Genomic DNA, 26746 nt, shown 5'->3' with positions numbered 1-26746 from the left:
CGCTCTACTTAGTGATCAGACCCGGGTCGCTGACGCTCTCCTCGCCGGTTTCGACGTGGCCGGCGAAGCGGCGGAGGAAGCTGTTGTCACCGGCAACGACCACCGATACGTCGTACCAGCTGTCGGTGTGGTTGAGATCCACCTGGTAACTCGCGGTCTGGCCGGCCTTCAGCTTCAGCACTTTCGTGCGCCCGCCGTACGCGTTGGTGACGGTGAAGGCGACCTGGGTGCTGCCCGTGTTGGTGAGTTTCAGGTCGAGGTCACCGTTGTGGCCGTTGTGCCGCGCCGTCACCTCGGGTCCGGCGACCGGCTTGCCCTTGAAGGTGCGCAGGAAGCCGTTCGGACCGAAGACAGTCAGGTCGGTGACGCCGTTCGAGTAGGCGGTGTTCCAGGAATCGGAGATCGTCTTCCCGGCTTCGGTCGTGTAGGTCCACGGGCCGTCCGTGCGGTTCGCCGAGGTGACCAGGAACTGCGCGCCCGCCTTCGGACCCGACGAGAAGGCGAGCTGGAACTTGCCGGTGCTCGGGTTCGCGGCGCCGTCCACACTCGGTGCATAGGGCAACGGCCTGGTACGCCGCCGGCCGCGCTCCTGCTTCGGCAGCTTGCCGACCGCGGGCGGTACCGGTACGAAGTCCGGGTGCCGCTCGTTGTCCGGCGGCTGGTACGACGAGGTGTCGGGCAGCCGGCCGACCTTCGTCTTCGAGTTCCCGAAATCGAAGGCCGACGTCAGGTCGCCGCAGATCGCGCGTCGCCAGGGCGAGATGTTCGGCTCGTGCACCCCGAACCGGCGCTCCATGAACTGGATGATCGAGGTGTGGTCGAGCGTCTCGGAACAGACGTAGCCGCCGGTGCTCCACGGCGACAGCACCAGCATCGGCACTCGCTGACCGAGACCGTACGGACCGGCCGCGTTGCTCGCATTGCCCGGGAACAGGTCGAGAGTCGGGTCGGCGGTCGACAGACCCTGGTTCGCCGAGCCGGGAGGGAACGGCGGGACGACATGGTCGAAGAAGCCGTCGTTCTCGTCGTACGTGATGAACAGTGCGGTCTTGCTCCAGGTGTCCGGGTCCGACGTCAGCGCGTCGAGGACCTGGGAGATGTACCAGGCGCCGTAGTTGACCGGCCAGTTCGGGTGCTCGGTGAACGCCTCCGGTGCTGCGATCCAGGAGATCTTCGGCAGCGTTCCGGCCTGGACGTCCGCACGCAGCTGGTCGAAGAGTCCGTCGCCGGCCTTCACGTTCGTCCCGGTGCGCGCCTTTTCGTAGAGCGGGCTGCCGGGTTCGGCGTTGCGGTAGTTGTTGAAGTAGAGCAACGAGTTGTCGCCGTAGTTGCCGCGGTACGCGTCGTCGATCCAGCCCCAGCTGCCAGGTCCGTCGAGACCGTCACCGATGTCCTGGTAGATCTTCCAGGAGACGCCGGCCTGCTCGAGCCGTTCCGGGTACGTCGTCCAGCCGTAGCCGGCCTCCTGGTTGCCCAGCACCGGTCCACCGCCCCGACCGTCGTTGCCGGTGTAGCCGGTCCACATGTAGTACCGGTTCGGGTCGGTGGAGCCGATGAAGGAGCAGTGGTACGAGTCGCAGATGGTGAACTTGTCCGCCAGCGCGTAGTGGAACGGGATGTCCTCGCGGGTCAGGTAGGCCATCGTCGTCGACGTCTTGGCCGGCACCCATTGGTCGTACTTTCCCTTGTTGAATGCGCGGTGCCCGTCCGGCCAGCTGTGCGGGAGATCCTGGATGAACTGCAGGCCCAGGTTGTCCGCCTCCGGCCGGAACGGCAGCACCTCCTGGGTGCCGTTCGTCTGGTGGAACACCGACTTGCCGCTCGGCAGCGTGACCGGCCGCGGATCGCCGTACCCGCGGACTCCGTTCAGGGTGCCGAAGTAGTGGTCGAACGACCGGTTCTCCTGCATCAGGACGACGATGTGCTCGACATCGTTGATGTCGCCGTGCTGTCGGTTCGCGGGGATCGCGGCGGCCTGCTCGATGCTGTTCGACATGGCGGCGAAGGCGGCAGTGCCACCGGCCAGCTGGAGAAATCTCCGGCGGTTGAGTTCTGGCATGACTGATCTCCTCGTGGGCGTGACGAACGGAGTATCCAGCGCGCACGCTGCTTCCACAGCACTCTCATCTGTCCAACCGGCGGACGTCAGATGAACGGCGCGCCTCGGACCTTAACCGCTCGTCAGTGCTCCAAACAATAAGAAACAATCAGTTTTCTGCAGTCGCGGTCGGGATCTCGGTGAGGTCGTAGTAGACGGGGAGGCCTCGTTCGTGAGCGAGTTTCACGTCCTGGTCGGCGCCACGGGAGTCGCCTGGCATGCGTAGTACGGCGTCGCAGTGGTGGAGGAGACGGTCGGCGGTGGGGTAGAGGACCTGGTCGGGGGTTGTGCGGGCGCCGGCGCTGCTCAGGACCGGGAGGGCGACCCACTCGCCGATCATCGGGATGTGGCCGCGCTCGAAGATCGGCCAGGCTGCTTCTTCGAGTTTGCGGAGGTTGGCGGCGATCAGGTCGGGATCCCCGTTCGCGCCTGATTGGTAGGGGCCGGCGATGAGGATCAGGAGTGTTTTGGGCATAGGCGGACCATAACGTGCAACAATGTGAGAAAACAAGGAGGAATGTGGATGCTGGCAGCGCAACGGAAGGAACTCTTGCTTGAACGGCTGGCTCGGGAAGGGCGGATCGTGGCGAAGGACTTCGCCGCCGAGGTGCGCACGTCCGAGGACAGCATCCGGCGTGATCTCCGGGAACTCGCGGAGGCAGGGCTGTGCCAACGCGTGTACGGCGGTGCGCTACCGGTCTCCCCGGCGGTCGCGGATTACTCGACTCGGCAAACGGTTGCGGTGGACAGCAAGACGCGGGTCGCGGCAACCGCGGCTGCGCTGATCGAGCCCGGAATGGCAGTGATCCTCGACGGCGGCACGACGGCCCTAGCGGTCGCGCGAACCCTGCCGTCGACCTTGAACGCGACCGTCATCACCCACAGCCCAACGATCGCGGCTGCCCTGGGTGAACACTCTTCCATCGACCTTTTCCTGATCGGCGGCCGGATCTTCAAGCACTCGATGGTCGCCAGCGGAGCCGCCGCCGTCGAGGCCGCCCAGGCGATCACGGCCGACATCTTCCTGCTCGGCGTCACCGGCGTACACCACGAGGCCGGCCTCACCACCGGCGACGCCGACGAGGCAGCGATGAAGCGAGCCCTCTCCCGCCGCTCCGCCGAAACCTACGTCCTAGCCAGCTCAGAAAAACTAGGCGCCGCCTCCCGCTACCCCGTCCTCCCCCTGGCCGAAATCACCGCAGTAATCACCGACGCAAAGGCCACCGATCGCGCAGTAGGGGACCTGGAAACAGCCGGCGTCCGGATCCTCGGCGCGACGACCTGACGAAGGGTTCCCACTGGAACGGATCGGCGGGAGACTGGGCTAGGCGTCGCCGGGGTTCCGGCGACGGGGAGGCTGCGATGGGCGAGCAGGCGCTCGCTGGGGGCGCCGACACAGGGGTGGTGGAGCACGAGCGGCTCCAACGGGAGTTCGCGGCCCTGAGCGACCAGTTCGCCGCAGCCAACGAGGTACTCTCCGCTGTCGGGCGGTCCGCGGGTGACCCCGACCAGGTGCTGACCACGATCGTGGAAAGTGCGCGCAGGCTCTGCCGTTCCGACGCCGCGCATCTGTATCTGCTCGAGGACGCCTACTACCAGCTGATCAAGGCCGTCGGCCTGACGACGGAGTCGATCCGGTTCATCTCGGATCACCCGATGTCGGTGTCGCGGGAGACGTTGATCGGCCGGGTCGGGCTCGACCGGAAGACCCAGCAGATCGCGGATGTGCTGGCCGATCCGGATTACGGGGCCCAGGATCTGCAGCGGATCGCCGGCTTCCGGACCACGATGGGCGCGCCGATGCTCGTCGACGACGTGGTGGTCGGAGCGCTCACCGTGTGGCGTAACGAGGTCGGTCCGTTCGACCAGCGGGAGCAGGATCTCGTTACCGCCTTCGCCGGTCAGGCGGCGATGGCCATCAACAGCGTGAAGCTGGTACAGCAACTGGAGGCCCGGGGCGCGGACCTGGCCCGTAAGGTCGGCGAACTCGAGGCTTTGCGGGAGGTCGGCGAGGTGGTCAACTCCAGCCTCGACGTCGCCAACGTGCTGGCGACCATCGCCATGCACGCGGTCCGGATCTCCGCGACCGACGGCGGCTCGATCATGGAGTACGACGAGAGCGAGCGCTGTTTCCTGGTCCGTAGCGTCTACCAGACCGACCCGAGCGTGATCGAACGGCTGCGGCAGATCCGGATCCATCTCGACGAGTCGCTCGTCGGGCGCGCGGCGAAGCTCGGCCGGCCGCTGGCGGTGAACGACCTCGCCGAGGCGGAGCTCGATCCGCACCTCACGGTCCTGTTCGAGGCAGGCTGGCGCTCGCTGGTCGCGGTACCCATGCTGCGGGAGGGGCAGATCGTCGGCTCCCTCGTGGTCCGCCGCAAGCGGCCGGGCGAGTTCACAGCGGAGACGCTGACGCTGCTCGAGATGTTCGCCGACCAGTCCGCGCTGGCCTTGCTGAATGCGCAGTTGTACCGCGAGCTGAAGCAGCGGAGCGCGGAACTCGAGATCGCCAGCAGGCACAAGTCGGAGTTCCTGGCGAGCATGTCGCACGAGTTGCGGACCCCGTTGAACGCCGTCCTCGGGTTCTCGGAAGTCCTGCTGGAGCAGATGTTCGGACCGGTGAACGAGCGGCAGGAGGAGTATCTGCGCGACATCCACGGCTCGGGCAAGCACCTGCTGGAGCTGCTGAACGAGATCCTGGACCTGTCCAAGGTCGAGGCGGGCCGGATGGAACTGGAGTACTCGACGTTCGGGCTGCGCGCGCTACTGGACCACACCGCGGCGATGGTGCGCGAGCGAGCTGCCGCGCATGCCATCGACCTGCGCGTCGAGGTCGCGCCGGAGATCGAGCAGGTGTACGCCGACGAGCTGCGGCTGAAGCAGGTGGTGCTGAACCTGATCACCAACGCGGTCAAGTTCACCGACGACGAGGGATCGGTGGTGGTCCGCGCGAACCAGGTCGGCACGGAGATCTGGATCACCGTCACCGACACCGGTCACGGCGTACCGCCGGAGGATCGGGAGCGCATCTTCGAGTCGTTCCAGCAGGGCGGCCGGGGCGCGTCGCGGGAGGAAGGCACCGGTCTCGGCCTGACCTTGTCGCGCCGGATCGTGGAACTGCTCGGCGGCCGGATGTGGCTGGAGAGCGAGGTCGGGGTCGGCAGTACGTTCGGATTCTCCTTGCGCAGCAGGGAGATCGTGGACCGGCCGGGCCAGGCGGTGCAGCCGGTCGGTGATGTCGTCGTGATCGAGGACGACCGGCCGTCGCTCGACCTGATCACGGCGTACCTGTCGGGTGCCGCCGTGCGGGTCACCAAAGCAGGCGACGGTCAGACCGGTCTCGATGCTGTCCGGCGGGTGCGGCCGGCCGCAGTACTGCTGGACATCCGGCTGCCGGGAATCGACGGCTGGTCGGTCTTGCAGGCGCTCAAGTCCGAAGCCGGGACGAAGGACATCCCGGTGATCATCGTGTCCATCGTCGACGAGCGGGCCCGCGGTGCCGCGCTGGGCGCTGCCGCCTACCTGGTCAAACCTGTCAGCCGGGACGCGTTGCTCGATGCCCTCGCCGCCGTCGGCCTGACGACCGGCGCCGGAGCGGAGAACGAGGGGGAGAGTCCATGAGCCCAGGCCGGATCCTGGTGGTGGAAGACAATCCGAAGAACCTGAAGCTGGTCAGGGATGTCCTGCGCTTCTCCGGCTACGAGGTGATTGAGGCGACCTCGGGCGAGGACGGCGTACGGCTGGCAGTCTCGGAGGCGCCGGACCTGATCCTGATGGACCTGCAGCTTCCCGGGATCGACGGTGCCGAGGCACTTCGCCAGATCAGGGCGCGGCAGGAGACTCGCGACGTACCGGTGGTGGCCGTGACTGCTTTCGCGATGGACGACGACCGGGAGCGTGCGTTCGAGTCCGGCTTCACCGGGTACGTCGAGAAGCCGATCAGCGTGCGCCGCCTGCCTCAGCAGATCAGGGATTTTCTCAGGCTCGGAGGGGTGACATGACCGCTGAAAGGTCAACGGTGCTCGTGGTCGACGACCAGGCTCCCAACGTCAGGCTCCTGGAAGCGATCCTGACCCCACGCGGGTACGACGTACGCACGGCGGCCTCTGGTGAGGAGGCGTTGCGGGCGATCGAGACGGAGGCAATCGATCTGGTGCTGCTCGACATCGTGATGCCTGGCATCGACGGGTACGAGGTCTGCCGGCGGATCCGGGAGCAGGTGGACACGGCGTACCTGCCGGTCGTGATGGTGACCGCTAGTGGCGACGAGCAGAAGGTGAAGGCGCTGGAAGCGGGCGCGGACGACTTCCTCACCAAGCCGGTCAATCAGAGCGAACTCCTGGCCCGGGTGGCGTCGCTGGCGAGGATCAAGCGGTACCAGGACACCATCAAACGACAGGCCGGCGAGCTGGCGGCCTGGAACCAGGAACTGGAGTCGCGGGTCGAGACGCAGGTCTCCCAGCTGCAACGGATGGGACGACTGCGGCGGTTCCTCGCGCCGCAGCTGGCGGAGCTGATCGTGGACTCCGGTGACGAGTCGTTCCTGACCAGCCACCGGCGCGAGATCGTCGTCGTCTTCTGCGACCTCCGGGGCTTCACGGCGTTCGCCGAAGCGAGCGAGCCGGAGGAGGTGATGGGCGTACTGACGGAGTACCACCAGGCCCTCGGCGATCTGATCTTCCGCTTCGAAGGGACGCTGGAACGGTTCGCCGGGGACGGCCTGATGGTGTTCTTCAACGACCCGGTCCGCTGCGACGACGGACCGTTGCGGGCGATCCGGATGAGCGTCGCCATGCGGACCCGGGTCCGCGGCCTCGCGGAGGCCTGGGGGAGGCAGGGGCACGACCTCGCGCTCGGCATCGGGCTCGCCCAGGGGTACGCGACGCTGGGCAAGATCGGCTTCGACGGACGTAACGACTATGCCGCGATCGGGAGCGTGACCAACCTGGCCTCGCGGCTGTGCGCCGACGCCGAACCGTGGCAGATCCTGGCCACCGAACGGGTCTACAGCGCGGCCGGGGGACTGGTGGTCGGGGAGGACGCCGGCTACCGGGAGCTGCGCGGGTTCAGCCGTCCCGTCCATACCTTCACCGTGCGCGGCCTCGACAGCTCCAGGGTCGCGTCATGACCGGCGACCTGTGGACCGCACCCGAGGTCGCGTCACGCGGGCTCTCCACGCTCTCCGAAGACGAGCGCTACCGCCAGTTCGATCAGCTGCAGGCGCGGATGGCGGCCGTCTGGGACGCGATGCGGCTCAACTACGACGACGAGTCGGTGGTCGTCGTACCGTCGATCTCCCTGGACCGGACCGAAACGACCGGCACCGGGACGATGATGCAGGCCTACGAGGAACGATTCCTCTTCCTGCTGGTGCTGTTGCGCCAGCCACGGCTGCGGATGATCTACCTGACCTCGATGCCGATCACCCCGGAGATCGTCGAGTACTACCTCGCGCTGCTGCCGGGTGTGATTCCCAGCCATGCCCGGGCCCGGCTGTCCTTGATCTCGGTCAACGACGCCTCGCCGATCTCGCTCAGCGAGAAGCTGCTGGCCCGCCCGCGCCTGCTGCGCCGGATCGGCGCCCTGATCCCGAACCGGGCCCGGTCACACCTCGTGCCCTACAACACGACCGAGCTCGAGCGCGATGTTGCGCTCAGCCTCGGGATCCCCATGTACGGCGCCGATCCGCGGCTGGCGGATCTCGGCTCCAAGTCCGGCTGCCGCCGGATGTTCGCCGAGGTCGGCGTTCCGCATCCGCTCGGCGCCGAGAACCTGCGCAGTCTCGACCAGATCGCCGATGCGGTGCTGGTGATGCGCGCCGAACGGCCCTCGATGGACAGCGCGATCGTCAAGCTCAACGAAGGCGTCTCCGGGGCGGGGAACGCGGTGGTCCGGCTGAACGGCCTGCCGGCACCAGGCTCGCCGACCGAGCGAGCCGAGGTGATGACCCGGCTCCGGGCGATGGAGCTGGAGTCGCCGACGACTCCCTTCGACACCTATGTCGCCAAGTTCGCCGATGGCGGCGGGATCGTGGAGGAGCGGATCGTCGGCGAGCAGTTGCAGAGCCCGAGCGTCCAGCTTCGGGTGCTGCCGACCGGTCTGGTCGAGCTGCTGTCCACGCACGACCAGTTGCTCGGCGGCGCGAGCGGGCAGAGCTACCTGGGCTGCGTCTTCCCGGCGGCGCCGGAGTACGCGCGGTTGATCACCAAGCATGCCGAGCTGATCGGGCACCGGCTCGCGACCGAAGGCGCGCTCGGGCGATTCGCGGTGGACTTCGTCGTGGTCCGCGGGCCGGCCGGCGACTGGACGGCGTACGCGATCGAACTGAACCTGCGCAAGGGCGGGACGACGCATCCCTTCCTCACCCTGCAGTTCCTGACCGACGGCCGGTACGACCCGGCGACCGCGCTGTTCGTCACGCCACGCGGCCATGAGAAGCATCTGGTCGCCACGGATCACCTCGAGTCGGAGCTGCTCAAAGGGCTGGTGCCGGCGGACCTGTTCGACATCGTCGCGCGGCACGGGCTGCACTTCGACCAGTCCCGCCAGGTCGGTGTGGTGTTCCACATGATCAGCTGTCTGACCGAGCGTGGCCGGCTGGGCCTGACCGCGGTGGGAGACACCCCGGCGGAGGCCGACCGTCGGTATCGTGAGGCCTCCCGCATCGTGGTGGAGGAGGCGCGGCAGGCCTTTGACGATCATCCGCTTCCGGTCTGAGAGGTTCGATGCAGCGAGTCTGGTACGTCGCCTATGGGTCAAATCTCGCGTTCGACCGGTTCCGCTGTTACCTGGCCGGTGGCCGTCCGGCCGGCGGGATGCGTGAGTACGCCGGCTGTCGGGACACCCGGGAACCTGAACGGATGGTGAGCCTCGAAGTACCGGGCGGGCTGGTGTTTGCCGGGGAGTCGCGGGTCTGGGGCGGCGGTATGGCCTTCTACGACACCACGGCGCCGGGATTGGTGGCCGGCCGGGGGTATCTGGTGACGGCGGATCAGCTGGGCGACGTCGCCGCGCAGGAGATGCGCCGGGAACCGGGGGGTGAGTTTGCGCGGGAGCTGGCCGGATTGCTGACCGAGGTCGAGTCGGTGCACACGATGGGACCCGGCCGGTACGAGACGGTGGCCCGGGTCGGCGAGCAGGACGGCGTACCGATGTTCACCGTGACGCATGGCGATGTCGCCGAACTCGCGCTTGCTGCTCCGAGCACTGCTTACCTGCGCTGGATCGCGGCCGGTTTGCGAGAGGCTCATGGCTGGAACGGAGCGCAGATCGCCGACTACCTGTCTGCGGCGCCGGGGGTGAAGGGTGCCTGGACGGTGGAGGCCCTCACGGAGATCGCGTCTCCCCGGAGACCTTCGCCGGGGACACGCCGCTGACTACTTGGCGATGGCCGGGAAGGTGGCGGTGGCCTTCTTGGTGGGGTCGCTCTCCGAGGAGGGGGAACGTGCACGTGGCAAACCTGGAGCCGGTACGCCGACCGTCGGCAACACCCGTACGCCGCGCCTCCCCGGACCCGCGCCATCCAGCGACTTGATGGCGACGGTATAAGAGAGAACACCCGGCCACCCGGCACCAACTGGGCGGACCCGGCCAAGACGATGGGCGCGGGGATCCGATCGTCGAAGGCGGGACAACGATTGCTTGACAGCTTGCCTGCCTGTCGTGGTCGCGGCAATCGGTGCGGCCATCTGACTTTATTTCTGGCTTCTGTATACAGTATGGACTCTATCCCTTAGGCTTCGTCGGTATGTACTCAGTCACCGACCCGGCCACGGGTGAGCTGATCGAGCAGGTCCCGAACTCGACCGACGAGGAGGTGCTCGCCGCGATCGACCGGGTGCACCGGGCGTATCCGTCCTGGCGTGCCCTGGGCGTGCCGGCTCGGGCCGCGATCGTGTCCCGCGCGGCCGACCTGTTCGCCGAGCGGTCCGACGAGCTCGCCGCGATCATGACGCTGGAGATGGGCAAACGGATCAACGAGGGCCGCGGCGAGATCGGCATCGTCGTCGACATCTTCCGGTACTACGCCTCGCAGGGACCGGCGTTGCTCGCGGACGAGCCTCTCGTTGTGAAGAACGGCTCAGCGGTGATCACGAAGAACCCGATCGGCCCCCTTCTCGGGATCATGCCGTGGAACTTCCCCTGCTACCAGGTCGCCCGCTTCGTCGCGCCCAACCTCGTCCTCGGCAACACGATCCTCCTGAAACACGCCTCGATCTGCCCCCGCTCGGCTGCGGCGATCGAGTCCGTACTACGCGACGCCGGCGTACCGGATGACGTCTATGTCAACACCTTCGCCGCCAGCAAGCAGATCCCCGCGATCCTCGCCGACCCGCGGATCGTCGGCGTATCCCTCACCGGCAGCGAACAGGCCGGCATCTCGGTCGCGGCGGAAGCCGGCAAAAACCTCAAGAAGACCGTGCTCGAACTAGGCGGCTCCGACCCGCTGATAGTCCTCGACACCGCCGACCTCGACGAAACCGTGAATGCCGTCGCCACCGCCCGCATGCGCAACTGCGGCCAATCCTGCAACTCCCCAAAACGAATAATCGTCCTCGCTTCCCTGTACGACGACTTCGTAGACCGCCTCACCAAACGCGTCGCGTCCTACTACCTCCCCGGCGACCCCTCGGACCCCGCCACCAAACTCCCACCCCTAGCCTCAACCGCCGCCGCCGACGAGGTAGCCGCCCAAGTCGCCCACGCCGTAGCCCAAGGCGCCAGCCTCCGCACCGGCGGCAACCGCATCACCCCCGGCGCCTACCTGGAAGCCACCGTCCTCACCGACGTAACCCCCTCCATGGACGCCTACTACGAAGAAATCTTCGGCCCCGTCTTCGTCGTGTTGAAAGCCGAAACAGAAGCCGAAGCCATCACCATCGCCAACGATTCCCCCTTCGGCCTCGGCGCCAGCGTCTGGGGCACCGACCCCACCCGCCTCCGCGCCATAGCCGACCAGATCGAAGCCGGCATGGTTTACCTCAACACCGCCGGTGGCTCCCAAGCAGACCTCCCCTTCGGCGGCATCAAACGCTCCGGCCTAGGCCGAGAACTGGGCCCGGCCGGCATAGAGGAATTCATGAACAAAAAATCGATCCGCCTCTAACCGCCAGGCTGGTGTGTGTGGCGGGGAAGATCGCCCACGCAGCTCCGCAACGGCCGCTCCTTCGTCGCGACCTGCTCCGCTGCTCCCACCCGCCCCGGGGCGAGGGACTCCGTCGCCCCGCTGGCGAGAGCAGCCCGTCCCGGCGCAGCCAGCGTCGGCAGATGAACCTGGCTGTGCCCACACGAGTCAGTGCACCCGGCGCCAACCGACCGCTGAACGATCAGATGAGATCCGACCGACTGTGTCGCGTCGGCGACCGCTCTGCTGACGCGGTAGGCCTCCTCCGGCTCACCTCGGTCGATCAGAGTCGCAACAAGGAACAGCTGCCCGAATGCGCGGCTTCGGGCACGGTTCAGCCTGCACAGGCTCTAAAATGCCCATGGTTCACTGCGCGCGTTTGCGGGCTGCATGTTCGCGCTTGAGGCGTGGTTTGAGCTCCGCTTCCCAGCTGGGTCTCGATGGTGAAGTACGTGACCTGGTGGCGCTCTGCGAGCTTTTGGCCCTTGAGATCGTCGATGGAGACTACGGCCAGCATTCCGCGCCGGCGGGCGAGGATGCTGTGGGTAACGACGACGCACTCGCCGAGGTCTTCGCTGCTGTTGATGCCGGTGCTGCCTGAAACGACGTTCGGATGGCGGGACCGGACCTGGGCGAGCAGGGTCGTGGCCTCCGCGTCAGCGGCGGTGATCTCCGGAATCTCGACGATGCGTGCATCGGCGTCGCAGTTGAGGTAGTGGTCGAGTGCCTTGATGGTCCACCGCTTGCGGCTGGCCTTCGCACGGACTTCCTCGAGCACCTCGGTCGGCAGCAGGATGCGGTAGTTGGCTGCTGTGAGGATCTCGACGAGCAGACTCAGCTGCCCAGATGCCGCGAAGTACAGAACGCACACGGCGTCGAGTATGTTCAGTGCCTGGGGCGAAAGGACGGGCGTCGCCCTAGCGCCTTTCTCGGTCATGCGGGACTGGGGACGCCGGAGGCTTCTCGGGTCCGCGGATCGTCGTCGATGATCTGTTCGGCTTCGATGAGGATGCTCGGGTCTTGGCCGAGAGCGTTCGCAGTGGCGGCAGCTGACAGAAACCCGTTGCGGAATGCCTGGAGGATGCGAGCCTCCATGCGGGCCGGGACACGCTCGGTGTGACAGCTCCGCTCGCGCGTCTGGTGACGCGCGAGCGTCCCAGCGACTACGGCTGCGGTCGCGCTGGTCGGCGGCTCCTCCTTCGGGGCGGCATCGATGTCTGCCAAGGCGATCCATGCTGTCCTGGGGGAGACGCCGTACAGGTCGGCGAGGCGGCACGCGTCGTTGCGACTCACGCGGTCGTGTGGACCGTAGTGACGGTCGGTCATCCACGCGCGGATGCCGGCTTCTGGGATCAGGAAGTTCTGCGCGAATTTCTCCGCACGCATCTCAATCGAAGACTGCCGGTGATCGTGATCATAGGCATGACCGTCGGCGAACAACACGTGGGCGAGCTCGTGTGCGAAGCTGAAGCGCTGACGTACCCATGGCTCTGCCGCACACACAGCGAGGAAGGCCAGTGCGCGCTCATCGTCGAATACCGCCACTGCGGACAAGCCATCCGGAAAGTCCAGAACGGCGGCGTCGACTCCAAGGTAGTGTTCCAGCACCGCAGGAACATCGTTCAGAGGATCAGCCCCCAGACCGAGCACTTTGCGCAGGTGCTCGGCTCGATCCTTGCCCTGCCGGCGGGACGCGTGAGCTTTTGGCTCTACGTACTGCTGCCAGGTTGCCTCGTCGGCAGCGTTCGGGCCGAGGTTCGTGAATTCGGCCACGTCGTCAAGCTCTGCATCGAGTTCGAGCAACCCTAGAGCCCGCTCGGCGCGGACGCGGACGTCTTCCTCGTCGGTTCGGCGCGCCGCCAGCCGGATCCGTGCTCGGACCGGAGACCCGAGCAGGAGCCACGCCATCGACCGGCTCACCGCCTGTGATGCGCGCTCGAGAAGGGTTGAGGTGACTCGGCTTGGTTCGATCCGGCCGTTTTCCATCCGAGAATAAGTTGCCTGCGACAGGTCCAGAAGTCGGGACATCTCGACCTGTGACAGGTTTGCGCTCGTGCGCGCCTCGTGCAGGCGAGCGCCGAAAGCGACGGCGTCGAACTCTGCCTTCACCTCGACAGTCTTTTCTGCGACTCCCTGGCGAACCGCTTCCTCGTCCCAGAACATGCTGCGCCTCCTCTCTCGTGAATAGAACTCTACAGCGTCTATTCACAGGATTCAATCGTGGGCTCATTCGCTAAGCGCCGAACATACGCAGCCCGCCACCCACGCCGCTGCATGTACATAAGCGATGAATATAAAGCTGTTATGCTTCTGGTATGAGTCGTGAGAGTGGTCGTGCGGCTGTTGGGGCGGCGCTTTATGGGTTGGCTACTCGGGCTGTGAGGAGGCTGCCTCGGGATATGAGTCTGACTTCGGCTGCGACGCTGGCGACGTTGGAGCGGACGGGGCCGCGGCGGGTTACGGATTTGGCTGTGGGGGAGGGGGTTACGCAGCCTGCGATGACTGCGCTGGTTCGGGTGATGGAGGCGTCTGGGCTGGTTGAGCGGTGGGGGGACGCGTCTGACAAGAGGGTGACGTTGGTTTGTTTGACTGAGGCTGGTGCTGCCTATGTGCGGGCGCGGCGGCGGGCGGGGGTTGAGGCGTATGAGCGGTTGGTTGGCGAGTTGAGTCGCGACGAGGTGGAGGCGCTGGTGGCGGCGCTTCCGGCGTTGGAGCATTTGGCGGAGCTTGAGAGCCGCGACGGCGAAGGGTCGAGGCAGTGACCGGGCGGTTGCCAGGGGCGCGTTCTGAGGTGCGGTTGTTGGTTCCCGCGTTGATTTTCATCGCTCTGGTGGTGGCGGCGGTCGCTAGCCTTGGGACGCCGCTCATCACTAGTGTGGCGACCTCGTTTCAGGTCTCGCTCGGCAGTGCGCAGTGGACGTTGACCATTGCGTTGCTCAGCGGCGCGGTCGCCACGCCGGTGCTGGGGCGGCTTGGAGCCGGGCCGCATCGGCGGGTCACGATCCTTGTCACGCTGGCGGTTGTCGTCGCAGGTAGCGCGCTTACCGTGTTGCCGCTGCCGTTCGGGTGGCTGCTGGCCGGTCGGGCGGCTCAGGGGGTCGGGCTTGGGTTGACGGCGTTGATGATGGGGGTGGCCCGGGATCACCTCGCTGAAGAGCGGAGCGCGGCCGTGATTGCGTTGATCTCGGTGGTCTCGATCATCGGGGCCGGCGTTGGGTATCCGTTGGCCGCATTGCTTGCCGAGATCGGCGGGGTACGGGCGGCGTACGGGCTCGGCCTGGTCGTTACCGCGGCCGCTTTGCTGATCGCGTGGCGCTCCGTGCCCGAAGCGCCCGCAGGTCGCTCCGCCCATGTGGACGTGGCGGGCGCGGTTGTCCTGGCCGCTGCGCTGCTTCTGGTGCTGTTCCTCGCCGGTGAACGGAATCTTTGGAGCCGGCACGTCGCCGTGGCGGCGGGGCTCGCTGTTGGCGCGGTGCTGCTGCTCTGCGTGTGGGCCGTCATCGAACTGCGTAGTACGACGCCCCTGGTTGATGTGCGGGCGGTGCGGCACCCGGCGGTCGCCGGGGCGAACCTCGCCATGTTCGTCGGCGGGATCGGCATGTACCTCCTGCTCACGCTCATCACCCGGTACGCGCAGACGCCGCACGGCACCGGTTACGGCTTCGGGTTGACGACCTTCGTCGCCGGGTTGGTGCTCATCCCGTTCTCGGTGCTGGGGTTCGTCGCTGGCAAGCTCACGCCGCGGATCCGGACGCGGATCGCTGACCCGTTGCTGCTGGCCGGCAGCGCGGTCGTGGTCGGCGGCGGGTTCGCCCTGTTCGCGGCGGCTCGGTCGGATCTGGCCGAACTGTTCGTGGCGATGGGCGTGCTCGGCTTCGGCGTCGGCGGTTTCTCGGCCGCGATGCCCGGCGTGATCCTGGCCGTCACTCCCAAGAGCGAGACGTCGAGCGCCATGAGCTTCAACTACGTCGTCCGCAGCGTCGGGTACTCACTGGGCAGCGCCGTCGGCGGCCTCATCCTCGCCGGGGGCACCGGCGCCGGACAGCTCTTCCCCGACGACAGCGCCTATACCACCGCGGCCCTGGTCGGCATCGGCGCCATGGCAATCACCACGCTGACAAGCCTCATCCTCGCCCGCCGCTCGTCCAAGACCAGCACATAAGTCCAGGGCTAGTTGGAAGGTGCTGATCGAGGTGGCTGAACTACATGGTTCAGAAGACAAAGAAGGCGGAGGTGGCCATCGGGATGACGCCGAGGATGAGCCAGGGGGAGAAGAGGGAGCGTTGGTGGATGAGCAGGACGCCCGCGGTGGTGGCGAGGCCGACGACGCCGGACATGATCCAGAGGCCGACGCCGGTGGAGTGTTTGACCTGCTCCATGTGCGGGGCGTAGGCGGCGAGCGCGGCGGTCGGTGATCCGCCGATGTGGATGAGGATGACAGCGAAGACCCAGCGCTGGACGGTTTCGATGTTCATCCCGCGTCGCTTGGAGGGGTGGCTGCGCAGCGTGAAGCGCCGGTGTTCGTCGCCGGGTAACAGGCTTCTCACTTCGTGCCGCGCAGGATAGGTGCCTGCGCATCGGCCTTCAGGCCGTCGAGTAGCTCGGTGCGATCCGTCAGCACGGTGGTCAGGATCACCCGGGCGACAGCCAGCAGTTCGGCCACCTGCTCGCTGGTCAGCGAGTAGTAGACCACCGAGCCTTCCTTGCGGGTGGTGACCAGCCCGGCACGTCGCAGTACCGCCAGCTGTTGGGACAGGTTCGACGCCTCGAGCCGCACGTCCGCAAGGAGCTCACCGACCGACATCTCGCGCTCGCTCAGCAGTTCCAGGACACGAATCCGGGCCGGATGACCCAGCGTCTTGAAGAACTCCGCCTTCAACTGATGCAACGGTGTCGTCAATTTTCGCTCCCTGAACCGGATGGCATCAGATGTCGGGTACGGGCTTCACAGCCTGCACTATTGATGGCATCATCAATTGAAGAATTCTGCAAGTCTTGTACTGCGGACGAGGGAGGGGGAGCGATGCGCTACGAAGTAACTCGCTACGCACCAGGACAAGTCGGCGCCGAACCAACGGTGACCGACGCGGCCGGAGTGACCGAACTAGTCAGACTCGCAGCCCTGAACGGCGTCCGGGTGCACATCCGCCCCATCGCCGACCCTGCTGGACCAGCAGACGAAACGCAGCGCAGGCGGTCTCCGGCAATCGAGTCGTGATCCGGGTCTCAGTAGGTCGTTCTTGTAGGCGATGACGACGAGTTGGGCGCGGGTCCGCGACGTCCGTGATCTGCTTGCCGGCGGCAAGTTGTCCGACCGCTGCTTCGATGGCCGTCTTGAATCGCGGTGACGTGACCTGCTCTCCTGCGGGTGGCACGAACACGACCCGCGCCAGGATTGCTGCCACGGGAATACTCCATCCGAAAGGTGCGGAGCTTCCATCGTTTCGCCGAGGCTAGGCCCCGTCGTCGTGCAGCGGAAGGCAACTACCTACACAATCGGAACCATTCCGGGGCCTCGAACCTGCTGCAGTTGCAGTAGTCGCGGGTGGGCCGGTTCGCGTTGGGTGGGGTTGGTGCCGTACGGTCAAAAGAAGCTAGCGATCGTCCTGCCGGCTCTCCCCGATCAGCACCTGAGGTGCCTCTATGTCCGGCAAGTTGAAAGCCCTGATCGTCTGCGAAACCCTGACTGCGTCGACCAAGGCGGTGGCGGAGGAGATCGGCAAGGGGATCGGCAAGGGGCTCGACGTCGAGGTGATCGAGGTGAGCAAGGCGCCGGACTCGCTGGCAGGCTCGGTCGCGCTGCTCATCATTGGTGGGGCGCCGCAGGCTTTCGGTAGCCGCCGGCCGACCGCTGATCGTCCGGTGCCGACGCCGGACAGCGGTCTGCGCAAGTGGCTCGGCGCATTGGACGGTACGGCGAACTTGGCGGCCGCTGCGTTCGACACTCGTCCGATGCACAGCCGCCGCCTCCCCGGTTCGGCAGCTAATGGCGCTTCAACCCTGCTCGGCAAACGCGGGTACACGCTCGTCTCCACCCCGCACAGCTTCTGGCTGAAAGACGCCAACGACACTCTCGCGATCGGTGAAGCGGCACGTGCTCGCCGGTGGGGCGACGAGTTGGCCGCCGGCCTGGAGAAACTCCGCAATCCCGGCCCCGCCCCGTACCGCCGCATCGCCGGCCACATCGGCTGACCCAGGTCCGGCCTCCCGGCGTACGGTCTCAGGTCAGGACCATTCCCAGTCGATGCCAATCAGGCCTCGGTCGACGGAGGGGACGACGACGTGGACCCGGTTGTCGGGGGTGAGCATGAGTTCGCGGCGGAGGATGTCTTCGCCGCCGGAGTGGTGGCGGCGGAATTCGGCGACGCGGACCGGCAGGGCCGCGCGGTCGAACTGGACCTCCAGCACATAGTGGGTCCCGGGCCATTCGTGGAACCGGTAGTACTGGTGTGACGCGATCCCGCTGCGATCGTCGATCTCGTAGCGGACGACCGCCGTGTCGCCGACCGCGAGCATCCGGTCAAGCAACAGCTCCCCGAGGACCGCACCGTCGTCGGGATCGCGCGCGACCCGCCCGGTCCGGCAGCCGGTCACCCCGCGAGGCGCGATCAGCGTGACGTCGCACCCCGGTTCGCCTTGGTGGACGACGATCTGCCGGTCCGTCTCCTTCACCGCGACCAGGGTCTGGATCACCCGCTTCGAGGTCACGCTGCGATCGGCGCCGAGCACGATCTCCTCGACCACCGTCACCCCACGCACCCGGCCATGGGCATCCCGCCGTACCTCGTCCAGCAGCCGCGCCAGCGTCGGCGCGTAATCCACCATCCCGTACGGCGTATCTGCCGGCGGCTCGGTTCGCGCCGGCGGGATCCGCACCGCGAGCCACCCGGTCGGCAGGTCGAGCAATTCCTCCAACGCCGTCACCACAGCGAGGGAGCCAGGTCGGGGATGCCGACTCCCGTTCTGCCAGGTGGACAGCGTCGCGACCCCGACGTGCAGCCCGCGGCAGGCGAGCTTCGCCTGGATCCTGTTCAGCGCGAGTCCGCGGTTCGCGATCGCCGTCCGGAGGGCATCGGCGAAGGGCGCGTCCGGGCTGACATCCGGGACGTGGATCCGCGCTTCGGTCATGGTCGTGATCCCTCGCAGAGGCCTGGGTCCGGCGTCAGTGTAAACGTTCACAACTGAGCGTGCGTGACCGGCGTCACGTGCTGTTCACCTCGCCTTGACCGTTCACACCTGGTCCGCGCGCCCGCGGAACCGCTTGTCGAGCGGTGAGCAGGTGATCACGATGAGTGCTCTCACCGCCCCACAGAGGAGGACCCATGAGGAGGGTCAGGATCCGCCGTACCCGGTCGTTGCTGCTGGCAATGATCGCCGGGCTGGCAATGCTCGTCCCACTTGCTCCAGCAGCCTCGGCCGCGCCGGGCAGCTGGTATCTCAACCTCACCGGCCAGTCGCAGCAGAGGTCGAACTGGTGCTGGGCCGCGTCTGGCAACAGTGTCGCCACGTACTACGGCTACAACTACTCGCAGAACCAGTTCTGCAACCTTGCCTTCGGCTACTCGCAGAACGCAACCTGCCCGAACAACCAGGCCACGCTCGGCAACGACCAGCGCGCGTTCTCGTCGATCGGGATCAGCCCGGGTAGCTACATCTCCGGCACGCTGAGCTTCAGCACGCTCGTCACGGAGCTGTCCAACAACCGCCCGGTGATGACCCGGATCGGCTGGACCTCGGGCGGCGGCCACATGATGGACATCATCGGCTACGACTCGTCCAACACGACGATCGAGTACTACAACCCCTGGCCGGACGACCAGCGCTACAACTACTCGACCTACAACTGGTACCGGTCCAACTCCCAGTTCACCTGGACCCACTCGCTCTACCGGATCGGAGCCTGATGATGACTCCCTTCAAGCAGCACGTACTACGGGCCGCCGCAGCTCTCGGAGTCGGCTCGTTCCTCTTCTTCTCCGCGGCGGCAATGGCCGGGGCGGCTCCAGGTCCTGATCTGGCAGCGGCTTCGAACGCAGCCCACTCAGCACAGGCTTCCCAGCTCCTCGACAAGGCGGCGGCCCAGCTGACCCAGCGTTCCGGTGTCTCGGCGTCGAGCAAGGCGGCGTCGGCGAAGGCGAGCCTCGTCGTACAGCAGGACACCGTGGCTGTGTACGCGCTGAACCCCGACTTCGTCCGGTCCACGTCGACTGACGTCTGCACCCTTTGGTACGTCGCCACCAAGGCGACGAAGGGGACCGCCGTGATGACCGTCTACACGGCGCCGGACAAAGCAGGAGCCTGGCAGCCGGTCAACATCGCTTCGGGTGACACGGAGGCGAAGATGGCCGCGGCCGCACATGGCGCGAAGGTGCTGACCGAACCGCAGATCGGTGCCTGGTACGCCGTATCGGGCAACCAGATCCGCGCGCTCGATGCCGATGCGACCAAGGCGATCGGGAGCAAGCCGATCAGCCTCACGGCGTACCGGCAGCAGGTAGCGAGTCGGTACGCCGACAAGCAGCCCGGTAGCACCTACGCCAAGAACGGCACCGCCGGCGGGTACGACGTGGCTGCGGTGGCCGAGGTGGCGAAGCCTGCAGCTAGCAATGAGCACGGATGGATGGTCACTGCAGGTGGTGCGACGGTTGTCGCGCTCTGTGCTGTGGTGGTGTTCTTCACGCGGCGGCGTTCACTGAGCTGAAACCTCTGACCGAGAGGACCGTAGGTTCAAGTGAGCCTGCGGTCCTCTCGTAGGGTTCTAGGTGTGACCAACGTGAGGGCGTCCCACATCGTCTGCTCGGCGGTGAGTCGATAACGGAACACTTTGTCCGGCATCTGGAAGCGCAGAATTTGGATCCGGCCGGCGTGCTGATGATCGGTGATGTGGTCGACGATGCCGAGGCGGTCAAGCTGATCAGCTGACCTGTCCGCCTGTCGGATAGAGAATGCTGCAAGGCGGAATACCTACCGTCGCGGGGTATGAAGCCCAAGCAAACTGACCATCCCTGCACCCACTGTTCCCGGTGGACCTCAAGGTCGGCCGGCTGATGACGCGGCGACTGCAGTGGCAGCCGCTGAAGGACCGGCCGGACCTCGCCGCCCCCGCGGTCCGTGCGGCGCTCGACGACCTGGACGCCCTGGTCGCGCCGATCGACCCGGGGCTGGCGGACACGACCGCGTTCTGCGCCGAGTACGGCGTACCGCTCGACGCGTCCGCGAACTGCCTGATCGTGGAGGGCCGCCGGTCGGCGGTCACCCGGGTGGCGGCCGTCGTCGTCCTGGCCACCGCGCGCGCTGATGTGCGCGGGGTGGTCCGGCGACATCTCGACGTACGGAAACTCTCTTTCACAGCCCACGACGACGCGGTCGGCCGGACGGGAATGGAGTACGGCGGTATCACGCCCATCGGGTTGCCGGCCGACTGGCCGGTACTGGTGGACGAGGCCGTCACCACGGCGGGCTCGGTGATCCTCGGCAGCGGGATCCGCGGCTCGAAGCTGCTGGTCGAGGGCTCGGCCCTCCGCCGCCTGCACGCCGCCCAGATCATCGCTCTCGCCCTGCCCGCCACCGACGACGCCGACATCGAGGTCGCGCGCCCAGCCCTCTCCGGCCACTGACCCGAACCCGATCCCGCCGCCATGTCCCAGCCTCATCACCTGAGACATGGCGGCGCCGTCCTTACAGTTCCTGCTCGACTTACAGCTCCTGCTCGATGAGGGCCCGCACCCGCGCAGAGCGAGACGGAGATCAGACGCTGCGGAGTACGGAAACGACGACGCCGAGGATGGTCGCGTTGTCGCCGTTGATGACCTCGTACGCCGGGTTGCGCGGCTCCAGGTAGACGTGACCGTTGCGGCGGCGGTACACCTTCACCGTCGCCTCCTCGTCGATCATCGCGGCGACGATCTGCCCCGAGTGCGCTTCGTGCTGCTGCCGGACGACGACCGTGTCGCCGTCGCAGATGGCGGCGTCGATCATCGACTCGCCCCGGACCCGCAGCGCGAAGACGGTACCCCGGCCGGTCAGGTCGCGCGGCAGCGTCATGAAGTCGTCCACGTGCTCGATCGCCGAGATCGGCGTACCGGCCGCGATGTCGCCGACCACCGGCACCGCGACGGAGTTCTCGTCGGTCTTCTGCGACGAGCTCTCGCGCAGGAACGCCCGGACGTCGATCGGCCGCGAGACCGATTCGCTGCGTCGCAGGAACCCCTTCTCCTCAAGGCTCGTCAGGTGCTTCGCCACCGACGACGAGGACCGCAGACCCACGGCGGCCCCGATCTGCCGGGTGCTCGGCGAGTACCCGTTCTTCACCACGCAATCCCGGATCGCCCCCAAGATCCGCTGCTGCCGTTCCGGCAACCCCGACGCATCCAGATCCCCGAACAGTTCACCCTCGTCATAACTCACCCGCGAAGCCTAAATCCCACCGCCGACACTTTCCGCCACCGCCTCGCGCCGCCGACTGGTTGGATGGTGCCATGGCTGGATCACTCAGCGAGGAACAACAGTCCGTACTCCGACGGCTGGCGGACGTCGCTCTTCCAGCGGACCAGGATCCGTCGGCGGTGCAGGCCGGCGTCGTCGAGTTCGTAGAGCGCATTCTCGCCGAGGACCGCCCCGACTGGCGCCCACGCGTGCTGCGAGCGCTCGGCATCGCCGCGGCTGGGCCCGGCCAGGGTCCGGCTGCGCCCGAGCAGGCACCGGTCGCACCCGACCAGGTGCTGCTTGAGCAGGTGCTCGCGGATCCGGACGGCGCCTGGCTCATTCGCTTGCTGGCGCAGGGGTTTTATGCGAGTTCGGCGGGGTGGAAGGTGGTGGGGTGGCGGGCCGATGCGGGTGGGGGCTGGGAGGCGGTGGAGTTTGCGTTGCCGGTTGCGTCGCGGGAGGCGTTGGCTGGGAGGTATGACTGTGTGATTGTGGGGTCGGGTGCTGGTGGGGGAGCGGCGGCTCAGGTGTTGGCGGAGTCGGGGCGGTCGGTGTTGGTGGTCGAGACCGGGCGCTTCCCGGCGACTGCCGAGCTGGATCACGATCATCTGCGCAATCCTCGGTCGGTTGCGGGTCTCCCGGCGCCGACCGATCCGGATATAGCTGGTCGGCCGCGGATCTCGGTGGTTGACGGCGTACGGCGGATCGTTCTGCCACCCGATGGCGGTTGGGGGAACAACGCGTTCACCGTCGGCGGAGGGACTCGGGTGTACGGCGCGCAGGCGTGGCGGTTCGTCCCGCAGGACTTCCGGATGGCGACGACGTACGGCGTACCGGAGGGCAGTGCGCTGGCTGACTGGCCGATCAGCTACGGGGACCTGGAGCCGTATTACTCGCTGGCTGAGCAACGCTTCGGCGTCAGCGGCGGCGGGGTCGATCCCTGGCATGAGGCGCGCTCGATCCCATTGCCGATGCCGCCGTTGCCGCGCACGGCGATCACACAGCGACTAGCGGCGGCGGCTGAGCGGTTGGGATGGGGCACGCTCGACGTTCCGCTGCTTATCAACTCACAGGAGTATCAGGGCCGAGCGGCTTGCGTGCGGTGTGGACAGTGCGTCGGGTTCGCGTGCCCCGTCGAGGCGAAGGCGGGCACGCACAACACCGCGCTGCCGGCGGCACTCGCGACCGGACGATGCACTCTGGTGACCGAGACCACGGTCGAACGCCTGATCGTCGACGATCGCGGCCGCGTGACCGGCGTCGCACTCGTTGCCGCTAGCAACGGTGGCGCCACCTGGCGGCGTACGGTCGATTGTGCGGATGTCATCCTCGCCGCGGGCGCCACCGAGACCCCACGCTTATTGCTGAACAGTGCACATCCAGGAGAACCAAGGGGACTAGGCAACAATCACGACCAGGTGGGTAGGTATCTCCAGGCTCATGTGTACGCCGGTGCGATCGGCCTCTTCGACGACGAGGTGACCGAGTTGGTCGGTCCCGGAGTCTCGATCGCGACCTGCGACTTCCGGCACGGCAACGACGAAATCATCGGGGGCGGCATGCTCGCCAACGAGTTCGTCGCGACACCGGCTGCGACGTACGACTACCTGACCGGAGCCGGCCTGATCCCACCCGCGGGCCTGGCCGGCAAGCAAGCGATGCGACGCGAAGCCCGAAGGATGCTGCGAGTGGTAGGCCCGATCCAAGAGGTCACGTCGGCGGAGTCCCGCGTCCAGGTCGATCCCCACGTCGTCGACCGATTCGGCAACCCCGTCGCGGTGATCAGCGGCTCGATTCACCCCGAGGACGTCCGCGCTCAAGCGTTCATGAGCGAGAAAGCCAGACAATGGCTAGCTGAAACCGGCGCAGTCCGTACTGCGGTAAGCCGCCTCGCCTCCACCCATCAAGCCAGCGCCGGCCAGCACCAGGCAGGCACCTGCCGAATGGGCAACGACCCCAAGCACTCCGTCACCGACCCGAACGGCCGCCTCTGGTCCCATCCCAACGTTCACCTTGTCGACGCCTCCACCCACGTCACCAATGGCGGCGTCAACCCAGTCCTCACCATCCTCGCCAACGCCCTCCGCATCACGACCCACCTCGTCCACTAACCACCCACCGGCGCCCCAACCGCCCGCCCGACCGGGGCGCTCGGGTGGAGCCCGGGGTGGGCCGGGCTCCCCAAAGCTCACCAGGTGTTGTTGGTGATGTCTTGGCCTAGGATTACTTGGTCGTAGGTGTTGCCGTCGTTGTCGTCGGTGTAGGCGGTGACTACCTGGGCGTACGGCGAGACGGCGACCACCTGCTGCTCCTGGCGGCCGACGGTCGCCTGGCTGAGGCGTTGTGCTGACAGGTGGCCTGCATCGGTTCCGGTGGTGCCGAAGCCGCGGACCCAGACGTCCAGGTCGGTGGCTTGGACGGTCCAGCCGACCACGGTGTTCGACTGGTCGTCGATGCCGATCGACGGAGCCTTGCCGCCGGCTGCGACCTCGACATCGGTGAACCGCGGCGTGCCGGTAGCGTCGAAGGAGCGGGTCCACGCGCCCGCAGTTCCGGTGTGGTCGGACTCCCAGGCAACAGCGAAGTCGCCGTTGAAGTTGGCCGCCACCGAAGCGTGCAACTCCTGGCCGCTGCCGAGAGCATTCGCCGTACGACGTGACAAGGTGGCCGCCCCATTCGTGCGGGCCAGCCGGATCAGCCCGACGTTGTAAGCCCCATTCGCATCACCGTCCTCGTCCCAGACGACAACAGCGTCGCCGGAAGCCGACACTGCGACATCCGGATTGTGATGCTGACCCGTGGTCTGCGAGGCGGTCACCTCATAACCCCGAGTGGTCGGACCGGTGAACCCAGCGGCCTTGACCGTGGCCGGCGTACCGGTCTGGATGTCCTCCCAAACAACAGTGAACGAAACCGCCGCAGTAGACGGCGCGCCATCGGGATCAACAGCAACGCGCGGATTGATCTGCTGCCCATCAGAACTCGTGTTCGCATTCCCAGAAGCGGTGACAGTGCCGGCCGTATTCACCACCCGATAAGGAATGTTGTAGTAACCGTTCCCATCGGGGTCGTCCTGCCAGACCACGACGGCATTGCCCTTGTCATCCAAACCCACATCAGGATGCAGGTGCCGCCAATTGGTGACACCGCTACTTCCGGCAGCAGAAAGCTTCACCTCGTATGCCGCTGTGCCGTTGTGAAACAGTCGCAGATAAATCTCGCTGTGCGCGTTGTCGGTCGCGTCGGTGCTGTCCCGGTCGTCCTCCCAGACGACGGCGACATACCCGTTGCGATTGGTCGCGATCGAGGCGTTGTCCTGATCGCCGGTCGCGGTGCTGTTCGCGGTCACCCAAGTCGGCGTCGCGGCCAGAGCGCTACCGGCTGTGAAGACGACGGACGATGCCACGACAGCCAGAGCAAGGAGCTTCTTCATCAAAACCCCTCTCAGACTGCCTGAAGGCCAGGGCGGCCTTCTTCGGTGACGAAGGACTTCAGCGTCGTCGCGGCAGCGCCGTGCTCGGACACCTTCGCGACGGCCCGGAAGTCGGACCGCAGCTCGGTCGGGCTGATGGTGGCCCGGATGTACCCTCGCCGGTTGCTGAAGAACTTCAGCCAAGGGTTCGTCCCGACGTCGGGGATCGCCGTCGTCGCATCACCGTCACCACCCGAGGTGGCTGAGCTGGTGACGAGCTCGGTGCCGATCACCGCCGAGGACGGGTTGTTGTAGTCGGCAACCAAGTTGTTGCCCCAGGCCCGGTGCACGTCTCCGGTCAGTACGACGGGGTTGCGCACTCCGCGATCCACCCAGCCCTGCTGGATCCGGGCCCGCGAGGCGCGGTACCCGTCCCACGAGTCCATGCTCGCGCCGGTCGAGTTGAACCGCCGCGCGAAGAACACCTGCTGCCCGATGATGTCCCAGGTCCCTTGGTGCTGCGAGAGCCCATCGAGCAGCCACGACTCCTGCGCGTTGCCGGGCAGCGAACGCGACGCCAGATCCGCGTCAGCGCAGTCCTTCCAGCCGTCACCGCAAGCCTGGTCGTTGCGGTACTGCCGGGTGTCGAGCATGTGGAACGTGGCGAGATTCCCCCAGCGAACCCTTCTGAACAAGGGAATGCTGGCCCCACTCGGCGCTTGAGCAGGCCGCAGCGGCATGTTCTCGTAGTACGCCTGATAGGCACCGGTCTCCCGAGCCGTCCACTGCGCAGCGGTCAACGCAGGAGTGTTGTTCTCGCGGATATGCCCGGCGCGGTTGTTCTCCACCTCGTGGTCATCCGGTACGACGATCCATGGCGCGACCGCGTGAGCAGCCTGCAGGTCCGGGTCCGTCTTGTACTGCGCGTAGCGGAGCCGGTAGTCGGCTAGAGTCGTGATCTCGGCGGTACCCGCGTGCAACCGTGGCCGGCCCGCTGTCGGCCCGTACTCGTAGATGTAGTCGCCGAGGTGCAGGATGACGCCCGGGTTCTCCTCGGCCATCCGCCGGTAGACGGTGAAATAGCCCTCCTCGTAGTGCGAGCAGGAGGTGAACGCCATCAGCAGATTGCGCCCGGCCGCGCCGAGTGCCGGCGTCGTACGGGTGCGGCCGACGGGGGAGAGGTGACCTTGGGCGCGGAACCGGTAGAAGTAGTCCGAGTCGGAATTGAGGCCGCCGGCGATCACATGCACCGAGTGCGCGGAGGCGTACGTCGCAGTCACGGATCCCGACGAGACCAGGTTGGTGAAGAGCTCGTCGCTCGCCACCTGCCAGTCGACGACGACGTCGGCATTGGCCATGCCGCCGTGTCCGTCGGCGCTCAGGGGGACAGGCGCCAGTCGGGTCCAGAGGACGACGCTGCTCGCATCGGGTTCACCGGAGGCGATCCCGAGCTGGAACGGGTACGGCACTGCCGCAGTGGCTGAGATGACACTGGAGTGGGCGGGGAGGGCGGTTGCTCCGGCAGCCGCGAGTCCGCCGAGGACTAGGGTCCGACGACTGATGGGTTTCATGGGCCTCACCTTCAGTAACGCGCATGACGGCAGGCCCCGCGGACAGATGAAGCGGGTGAGAACATCCGGGAACCTGAGGGGCGGTGGTTCGTGCCCATCCTTACCGGTTTCCGGTA

25 protein-coding genes and 1 pseudogene are annotated in these 26746 nt (G+C 66.8%); 16 read left to right on the top strand and 10 right to left on the bottom strand.

The window, feature by feature from the left end; genetic code table 11:
• Positions 1–4: 4 nt before the first annotated feature.
• Both ABZ004_RS21800 and ABZ004_RS21795 read right to left on the bottom strand, forming a co-directional pair.
• On the bottom strand, positions 5–2059 hold the full coding sequence (locus ABZ004_RS21800) for a phosphocholine-specific phospholipase C (protein WP_355682117.1): 2055 nt from the start codon (positions 2057–2059) through the stop codon (positions 5–7).
• Between the two features lie 148 nt (positions 2060–2207).
• Entirely contained in the window at positions 2208–2573 is a 366-nt protein-coding gene (locus tag ABZ004_RS21795; RefSeq protein WP_355682115.1) for a DUF4406 domain-containing protein, read from the bottom strand.
• A 48-nt stretch (positions 2574–2621) separates the two neighbouring features.
• On the opposite strand from ABZ004_RS21795, the gene ABZ004_RS21790 reads away from it, so the two are divergent.
• From ABZ004_RS21790 to ABZ004_RS21760, 7 genes are all read left to right on the top strand, one after another.
• Positions 2622–3383, top strand: a complete 762-nt coding sequence (locus tag ABZ004_RS21790) for a DeoR/GlpR family DNA-binding transcription regulator (protein WP_355682113.1) — start codon at positions 2622–2624, stop codon at positions 3381–3383.
• Between the two features lie 77 nt (positions 3384–3460).
• Positions 3461–5719 carry a GAF domain-containing protein gene (locus ABZ004_RS21785; RefSeq protein ID WP_355682111.1) on the top strand — a complete coding sequence of 753 codons (2259 nt, stop codon included), beginning with the start codon at positions 3461–3463 and terminating at the stop codon, positions 5717–5719.
• Positions 5716–6099 (top strand): response regulator, encoded by a 384-nt coding sequence (locus tag ABZ004_RS21780; RefSeq protein WP_355682109.1) that lies wholly within the window; start codon positions 5716–5718, stop codon positions 6097–6099. The genes ABZ004_RS21785 and ABZ004_RS21780 overlap by 4 nt, the downstream gene beginning before the upstream one ends.
• A complete protein-coding gene (locus ABZ004_RS21775) occupies positions 6096–7226 on the top strand; it encodes a response regulator (protein ID WP_355682107.1) in 1131 nt (376 codons plus the stop codon). The genes ABZ004_RS21780 and ABZ004_RS21775 overlap by 4 nt, the downstream gene beginning before the upstream one ends.
• Positions 7223–8815, top strand: coding sequence for a peptide ligase PGM1-related protein (locus ABZ004_RS21770; RefSeq protein WP_355682105.1), 1593 nt, complete (start codon positions 7223–7225; stop codon positions 8813–8815). Before ABZ004_RS21775 ends, ABZ004_RS21770 begins: the two co-directional genes overlap by 4 nt.
• Positions 8816–8823: 8 nt before the next feature.
• On the top strand, positions 8824–9474 hold the full coding sequence (locus tag ABZ004_RS21765; protein WP_355682103.1) for a histone deacetylase: 651 nt from the start codon (positions 8824–8826) through the stop codon (positions 9472–9474).
• Positions 9475–9845: 371 nt separating this feature from the next.
• Positions 9846–11204 carry an NAD-dependent succinate-semialdehyde dehydrogenase gene (locus ABZ004_RS21760; RefSeq protein WP_355682102.1) on the top strand — a complete coding sequence of 453 codons (1359 nt, stop codon included), beginning with the start codon at positions 9846–9848 and terminating at the stop codon, positions 11202–11204.
• Between the two features lie 352 nt (positions 11205–11556).
• On the opposite strand, the gene ABZ004_RS21755 is transcribed toward ABZ004_RS21760, so the two are convergent.
• Together ABZ004_RS21755 and ABZ004_RS21750 are read right to left on the bottom strand one after the other, a co-directional pair.
• Positions 11557–12159 carry a hypothetical protein gene (locus ABZ004_RS21755; RefSeq protein ID WP_355682100.1) on the bottom strand — a complete coding sequence of 201 codons (603 nt, stop codon included), beginning with the start codon at positions 12157–12159 and terminating at the stop codon, positions 11557–11559.
• A complete protein-coding gene (locus ABZ004_RS21750) occupies positions 12156–13385 on the bottom strand; it encodes an XRE family transcriptional regulator (RefSeq protein ID WP_355682098.1) in 1230 nt (409 codons plus the stop codon). The genes ABZ004_RS21755 and ABZ004_RS21750 overlap by 4 nt, the downstream gene beginning before the upstream one ends.
• A gap of 152 nt (positions 13386–13537) precedes the next feature.
• Here ABZ004_RS21750 and ABZ004_RS21745 point away from each other — a divergent pair.
• The 3 genes and pseudogenes from ABZ004_RS21745 to ABZ004_RS21735 all read left to right on the top strand — a co-directional run.
• A pseudogene (locus ABZ004_RS21745) lies at positions 13538–13783 on the top strand (MarR family transcriptional regulator); the annotation flags it as partial.
• Positions 13784–13807: 24 nt separating this feature from the next.
• On the top strand, positions 13808–13984 hold the full coding sequence (locus ABZ004_RS21740) for a hypothetical protein (RefSeq protein ID WP_355682186.1): 177 nt from the start codon (positions 13808–13810) through the stop codon (positions 13982–13984).
• Entirely contained in the window at positions 13981–15384 is a 1404-nt protein-coding gene (locus ABZ004_RS21735; protein ID WP_355682097.1) for an MFS transporter, read from the top strand. Before ABZ004_RS21740 ends, ABZ004_RS21735 begins: the two co-directional genes overlap by 4 nt.
• Before the next feature lie 49 nt (positions 15385–15433).
• Here ABZ004_RS21735 and ABZ004_RS21730 read toward each other — a convergent pair whose 3' ends face one another.
• Complete coding sequence (locus tag ABZ004_RS21730; protein ID WP_355682095.1) at positions 15434–15697, bottom strand: hypothetical protein; 264 nt, start codon at positions 15695–15697, stop codon at positions 15434–15436.
• Positions 15698–15765: 68 nt separating this feature from the next.
• A complete protein-coding gene (locus ABZ004_RS21725; protein ID WP_355682093.1) occupies positions 15766–16122 on the bottom strand; it encodes a metalloregulator ArsR/SmtB family transcription factor in 357 nt (118 codons plus the stop codon).
• Between the two features lie 123 nt (positions 16123–16245).
• On the opposite strand from ABZ004_RS21725, the gene ABZ004_RS21720 reads away from it, so the two are divergent.
• A complete protein-coding gene (locus ABZ004_RS21720; RefSeq protein WP_355682091.1) occupies positions 16246–16440 on the top strand; it encodes a hypothetical protein in 195 nt (64 codons plus the stop codon).
• Between the two features lie 425 nt (positions 16441–16865).
• Entirely contained in the window at positions 16866–17414 is a 549-nt protein-coding gene (locus tag ABZ004_RS21715) for a hypothetical protein (RefSeq protein WP_355682089.1), read from the top strand.
• A 33-nt stretch (positions 17415–17447) separates the two neighbouring features.
• On the opposite strand, the gene ABZ004_RS21710 is transcribed toward ABZ004_RS21715, so the two are convergent.
• Positions 17448–18350 carry a helix-turn-helix transcriptional regulator gene (locus ABZ004_RS21710; RefSeq protein WP_355682087.1) on the bottom strand — a complete coding sequence of 301 codons (903 nt, stop codon included), beginning with the start codon at positions 18348–18350 and terminating at the stop codon, positions 17448–17450.
• A gap of 194 nt (positions 18351–18544) precedes the next feature.
• Here ABZ004_RS21710 and ABZ004_RS21705 point away from each other — a divergent pair, with 194 nt between their 5' ends.
• The 3 genes from ABZ004_RS21705 to ABZ004_RS21695 all read left to right on the top strand — a co-directional run bounded on the left by ABZ004_RS21705 (position 18545) and on the right by ABZ004_RS21695 (position 20839).
• Positions 18545–19126, top strand: coding sequence for a papain-like cysteine protease family protein (locus ABZ004_RS21705; RefSeq protein ID WP_355682085.1), 582 nt, complete (start codon positions 18545–18547; stop codon positions 19124–19126).
• Positions 19127–19128: 2 nt separating this feature from the next.
• Positions 19129–19923, top strand: coding sequence for a hypothetical protein (locus ABZ004_RS21700; RefSeq protein WP_355682083.1), 795 nt, complete (start codon positions 19129–19131; stop codon positions 19921–19923).
• Positions 19924–20245: 322 nt separating this feature from the next.
• A complete protein-coding gene (locus tag ABZ004_RS21695) occupies positions 20246–20839 on the top strand; it encodes a YbaK/EbsC family protein (protein WP_355682081.1) in 594 nt (197 codons plus the stop codon).
• Positions 20840–20969: 130 nt separating this feature from the next.
• On the opposite strand, the gene lexA is transcribed toward ABZ004_RS21695, so the two are convergent.
• Complete coding sequence (gene lexA / locus ABZ004_RS21690; RefSeq protein ID WP_355682079.1) at positions 20970–21629, bottom strand: transcriptional repressor LexA; 660 nt, start codon at positions 21627–21629, stop codon at positions 20970–20972.
• Between the two features lie 71 nt (positions 21630–21700).
• Here lexA and ABZ004_RS21685 point away from each other — a divergent pair, with 71 nt between their 5' ends.
• The gene (locus tag ABZ004_RS21685) at positions 21701–23758 is read left to right on the top strand and encodes a GMC oxidoreductase (protein WP_355682077.1); all 2058 of its coding nucleotides are present in this window, start codon (positions 21701–21703) and stop codon (positions 23756–23758) included.
• Between the two features lie 77 nt (positions 23759–23835).
• On the opposite strand, the gene ABZ004_RS21680 is transcribed toward ABZ004_RS21685, so the two are convergent.
• Positions 23836–25080, bottom strand: a complete 1245-nt coding sequence (locus ABZ004_RS21680) for a hypothetical protein (RefSeq protein WP_355682075.1) — start codon at positions 25078–25080, stop codon at positions 23836–23838.
• 11 nt (positions 25081–25091) lie between these two features.
• On the bottom strand, positions 25092–26630 hold the full coding sequence (locus tag ABZ004_RS21675) for an alkaline phosphatase D family protein (RefSeq protein WP_355682073.1): 1539 nt from the start codon (positions 26628–26630) through the stop codon (positions 25092–25094).
• Positions 26631–26746 lie beyond the last annotated feature (116 nt).

Source organism: Kribbella sp. NPDC006257, assembly GCF_040613535.1.
Taxonomy (GTDB): Bacteria; Actinomycetota; Actinomycetes; order Propionibacteriales; family Kribbellaceae; genus Kribbella.
This window is presented reverse-complemented; position numbering and strand designations above follow the sequence as displayed.

Excerpts from the sequence above, each read along its gene's own strand:
- ABZ004_RS21800 (WP_355682117.1), bottom strand. The coding sequence starts at position 2,059 with ATGCCAGAACTCAACCGCCGGAGATTTCTCCAGCTGGCCGGTGGCACT.
- ABZ004_RS21795 (WP_355682115.1), bottom strand. The coding sequence starts at position 2,573 with ATGCCCAAAACACTCCTGATCCTCATCGCCGGCCCCTACCAATCAGGC.
- ABZ004_RS21790 (WP_355682113.1), top strand. The coding sequence starts at position 2,622 with ATGCTGGCAGCGCAACGGAAGGAACTCTTGCTTGAACGGCTGGCTCGG.
- ABZ004_RS21785 (WP_355682111.1), top strand. The coding sequence starts at position 3,461 with ATGGGCGAGCAGGCGCTCGCTGGGGGCGCCGACACAGGGGTGGTGGAG.
- ABZ004_RS21780 (WP_355682109.1), top strand. The coding sequence starts at position 5,716 with ATGAGCCCAGGCCGGATCCTGGTGGTGGAAGACAATCCGAAGAACCTG.
- ABZ004_RS21775 (WP_355682107.1), top strand. The coding sequence starts at position 6,096 with ATGACCGCTGAAAGGTCAACGGTGCTCGTGGTCGACGACCAGGCTCCC.
- ABZ004_RS21770 (WP_355682105.1), top strand. The coding sequence starts at position 7,223 with ATGACCGGCGACCTGTGGACCGCACCCGAGGTCGCGTCACGCGGGCTC.
- ABZ004_RS21765 (WP_355682103.1), top strand. The coding sequence starts at position 8,824 with ATGCAGCGAGTCTGGTACGTCGCCTATGGGTCAAATCTCGCGTTCGAC.
- ABZ004_RS21760 (WP_355682102.1), top strand. The coding sequence starts at position 9,846 with ATGTACTCAGTCACCGACCCGGCCACGGGTGAGCTGATCGAGCAGGTC.
- ABZ004_RS21755 (WP_355682100.1), bottom strand. The coding sequence starts at position 12,159 with ATGACCGAGAAAGGCGCTAGGGCGACGCCCGTCCTTTCGCCCCAGGCA.
- ABZ004_RS21750 (WP_355682098.1), bottom strand. The coding sequence starts at position 13,385 with ATGTTCTGGGACGAGGAAGCGGTTCGCCAGGGAGTCGCAGAAAAGACT.
- ABZ004_RS21730 (WP_355682095.1), bottom strand. The coding sequence starts at position 15,697 with ATGAACATCGAAACCGTCCAGCGCTGGGTCTTCGCTGTCATCCTCATC.
- ABZ004_RS21720 (WP_355682091.1), top strand. The coding sequence starts at position 16,246 with ATGCGCTACGAAGTAACTCGCTACGCACCAGGACAAGTCGGCGCCGAA.
- ABZ004_RS21715 (WP_355682089.1), top strand. The coding sequence starts at position 16,866 with ATGTCCGGCAAGTTGAAAGCCCTGATCGTCTGCGAAACCCTGACTGCG.
- ABZ004_RS21710 (WP_355682087.1), bottom strand. The coding sequence starts at position 18,350 with ATGACCGAAGCGCGGATCCACGTCCCGGATGTCAGCCCGGACGCGCCC.
- ABZ004_RS21705 (WP_355682085.1), top strand. The coding sequence starts at position 18,545 with ATGAGGAGGGTCAGGATCCGCCGTACCCGGTCGTTGCTGCTGGCAATG.
- ABZ004_RS21700 (WP_355682083.1), top strand. The coding sequence starts at position 19,129 with ATGACTCCCTTCAAGCAGCACGTACTACGGGCCGCCGCAGCTCTCGGA.
- ABZ004_RS21685 (WP_355682077.1), top strand. The coding sequence starts at position 21,701 with ATGGCTGGATCACTCAGCGAGGAACAACAGTCCGTACTCCGACGGCTG.
- ABZ004_RS21680 (WP_355682075.1), bottom strand. The coding sequence starts at position 25,080 with ATGAAGAAGCTCCTTGCTCTGGCTGTCGTGGCATCGTCCGTCGTCTTC.
- ABZ004_RS21675 (WP_355682073.1), bottom strand. The coding sequence starts at position 26,630 with ATGAAACCCATCAGTCGTCGGACCCTAGTCCTCGGCGGACTCGCGGCT.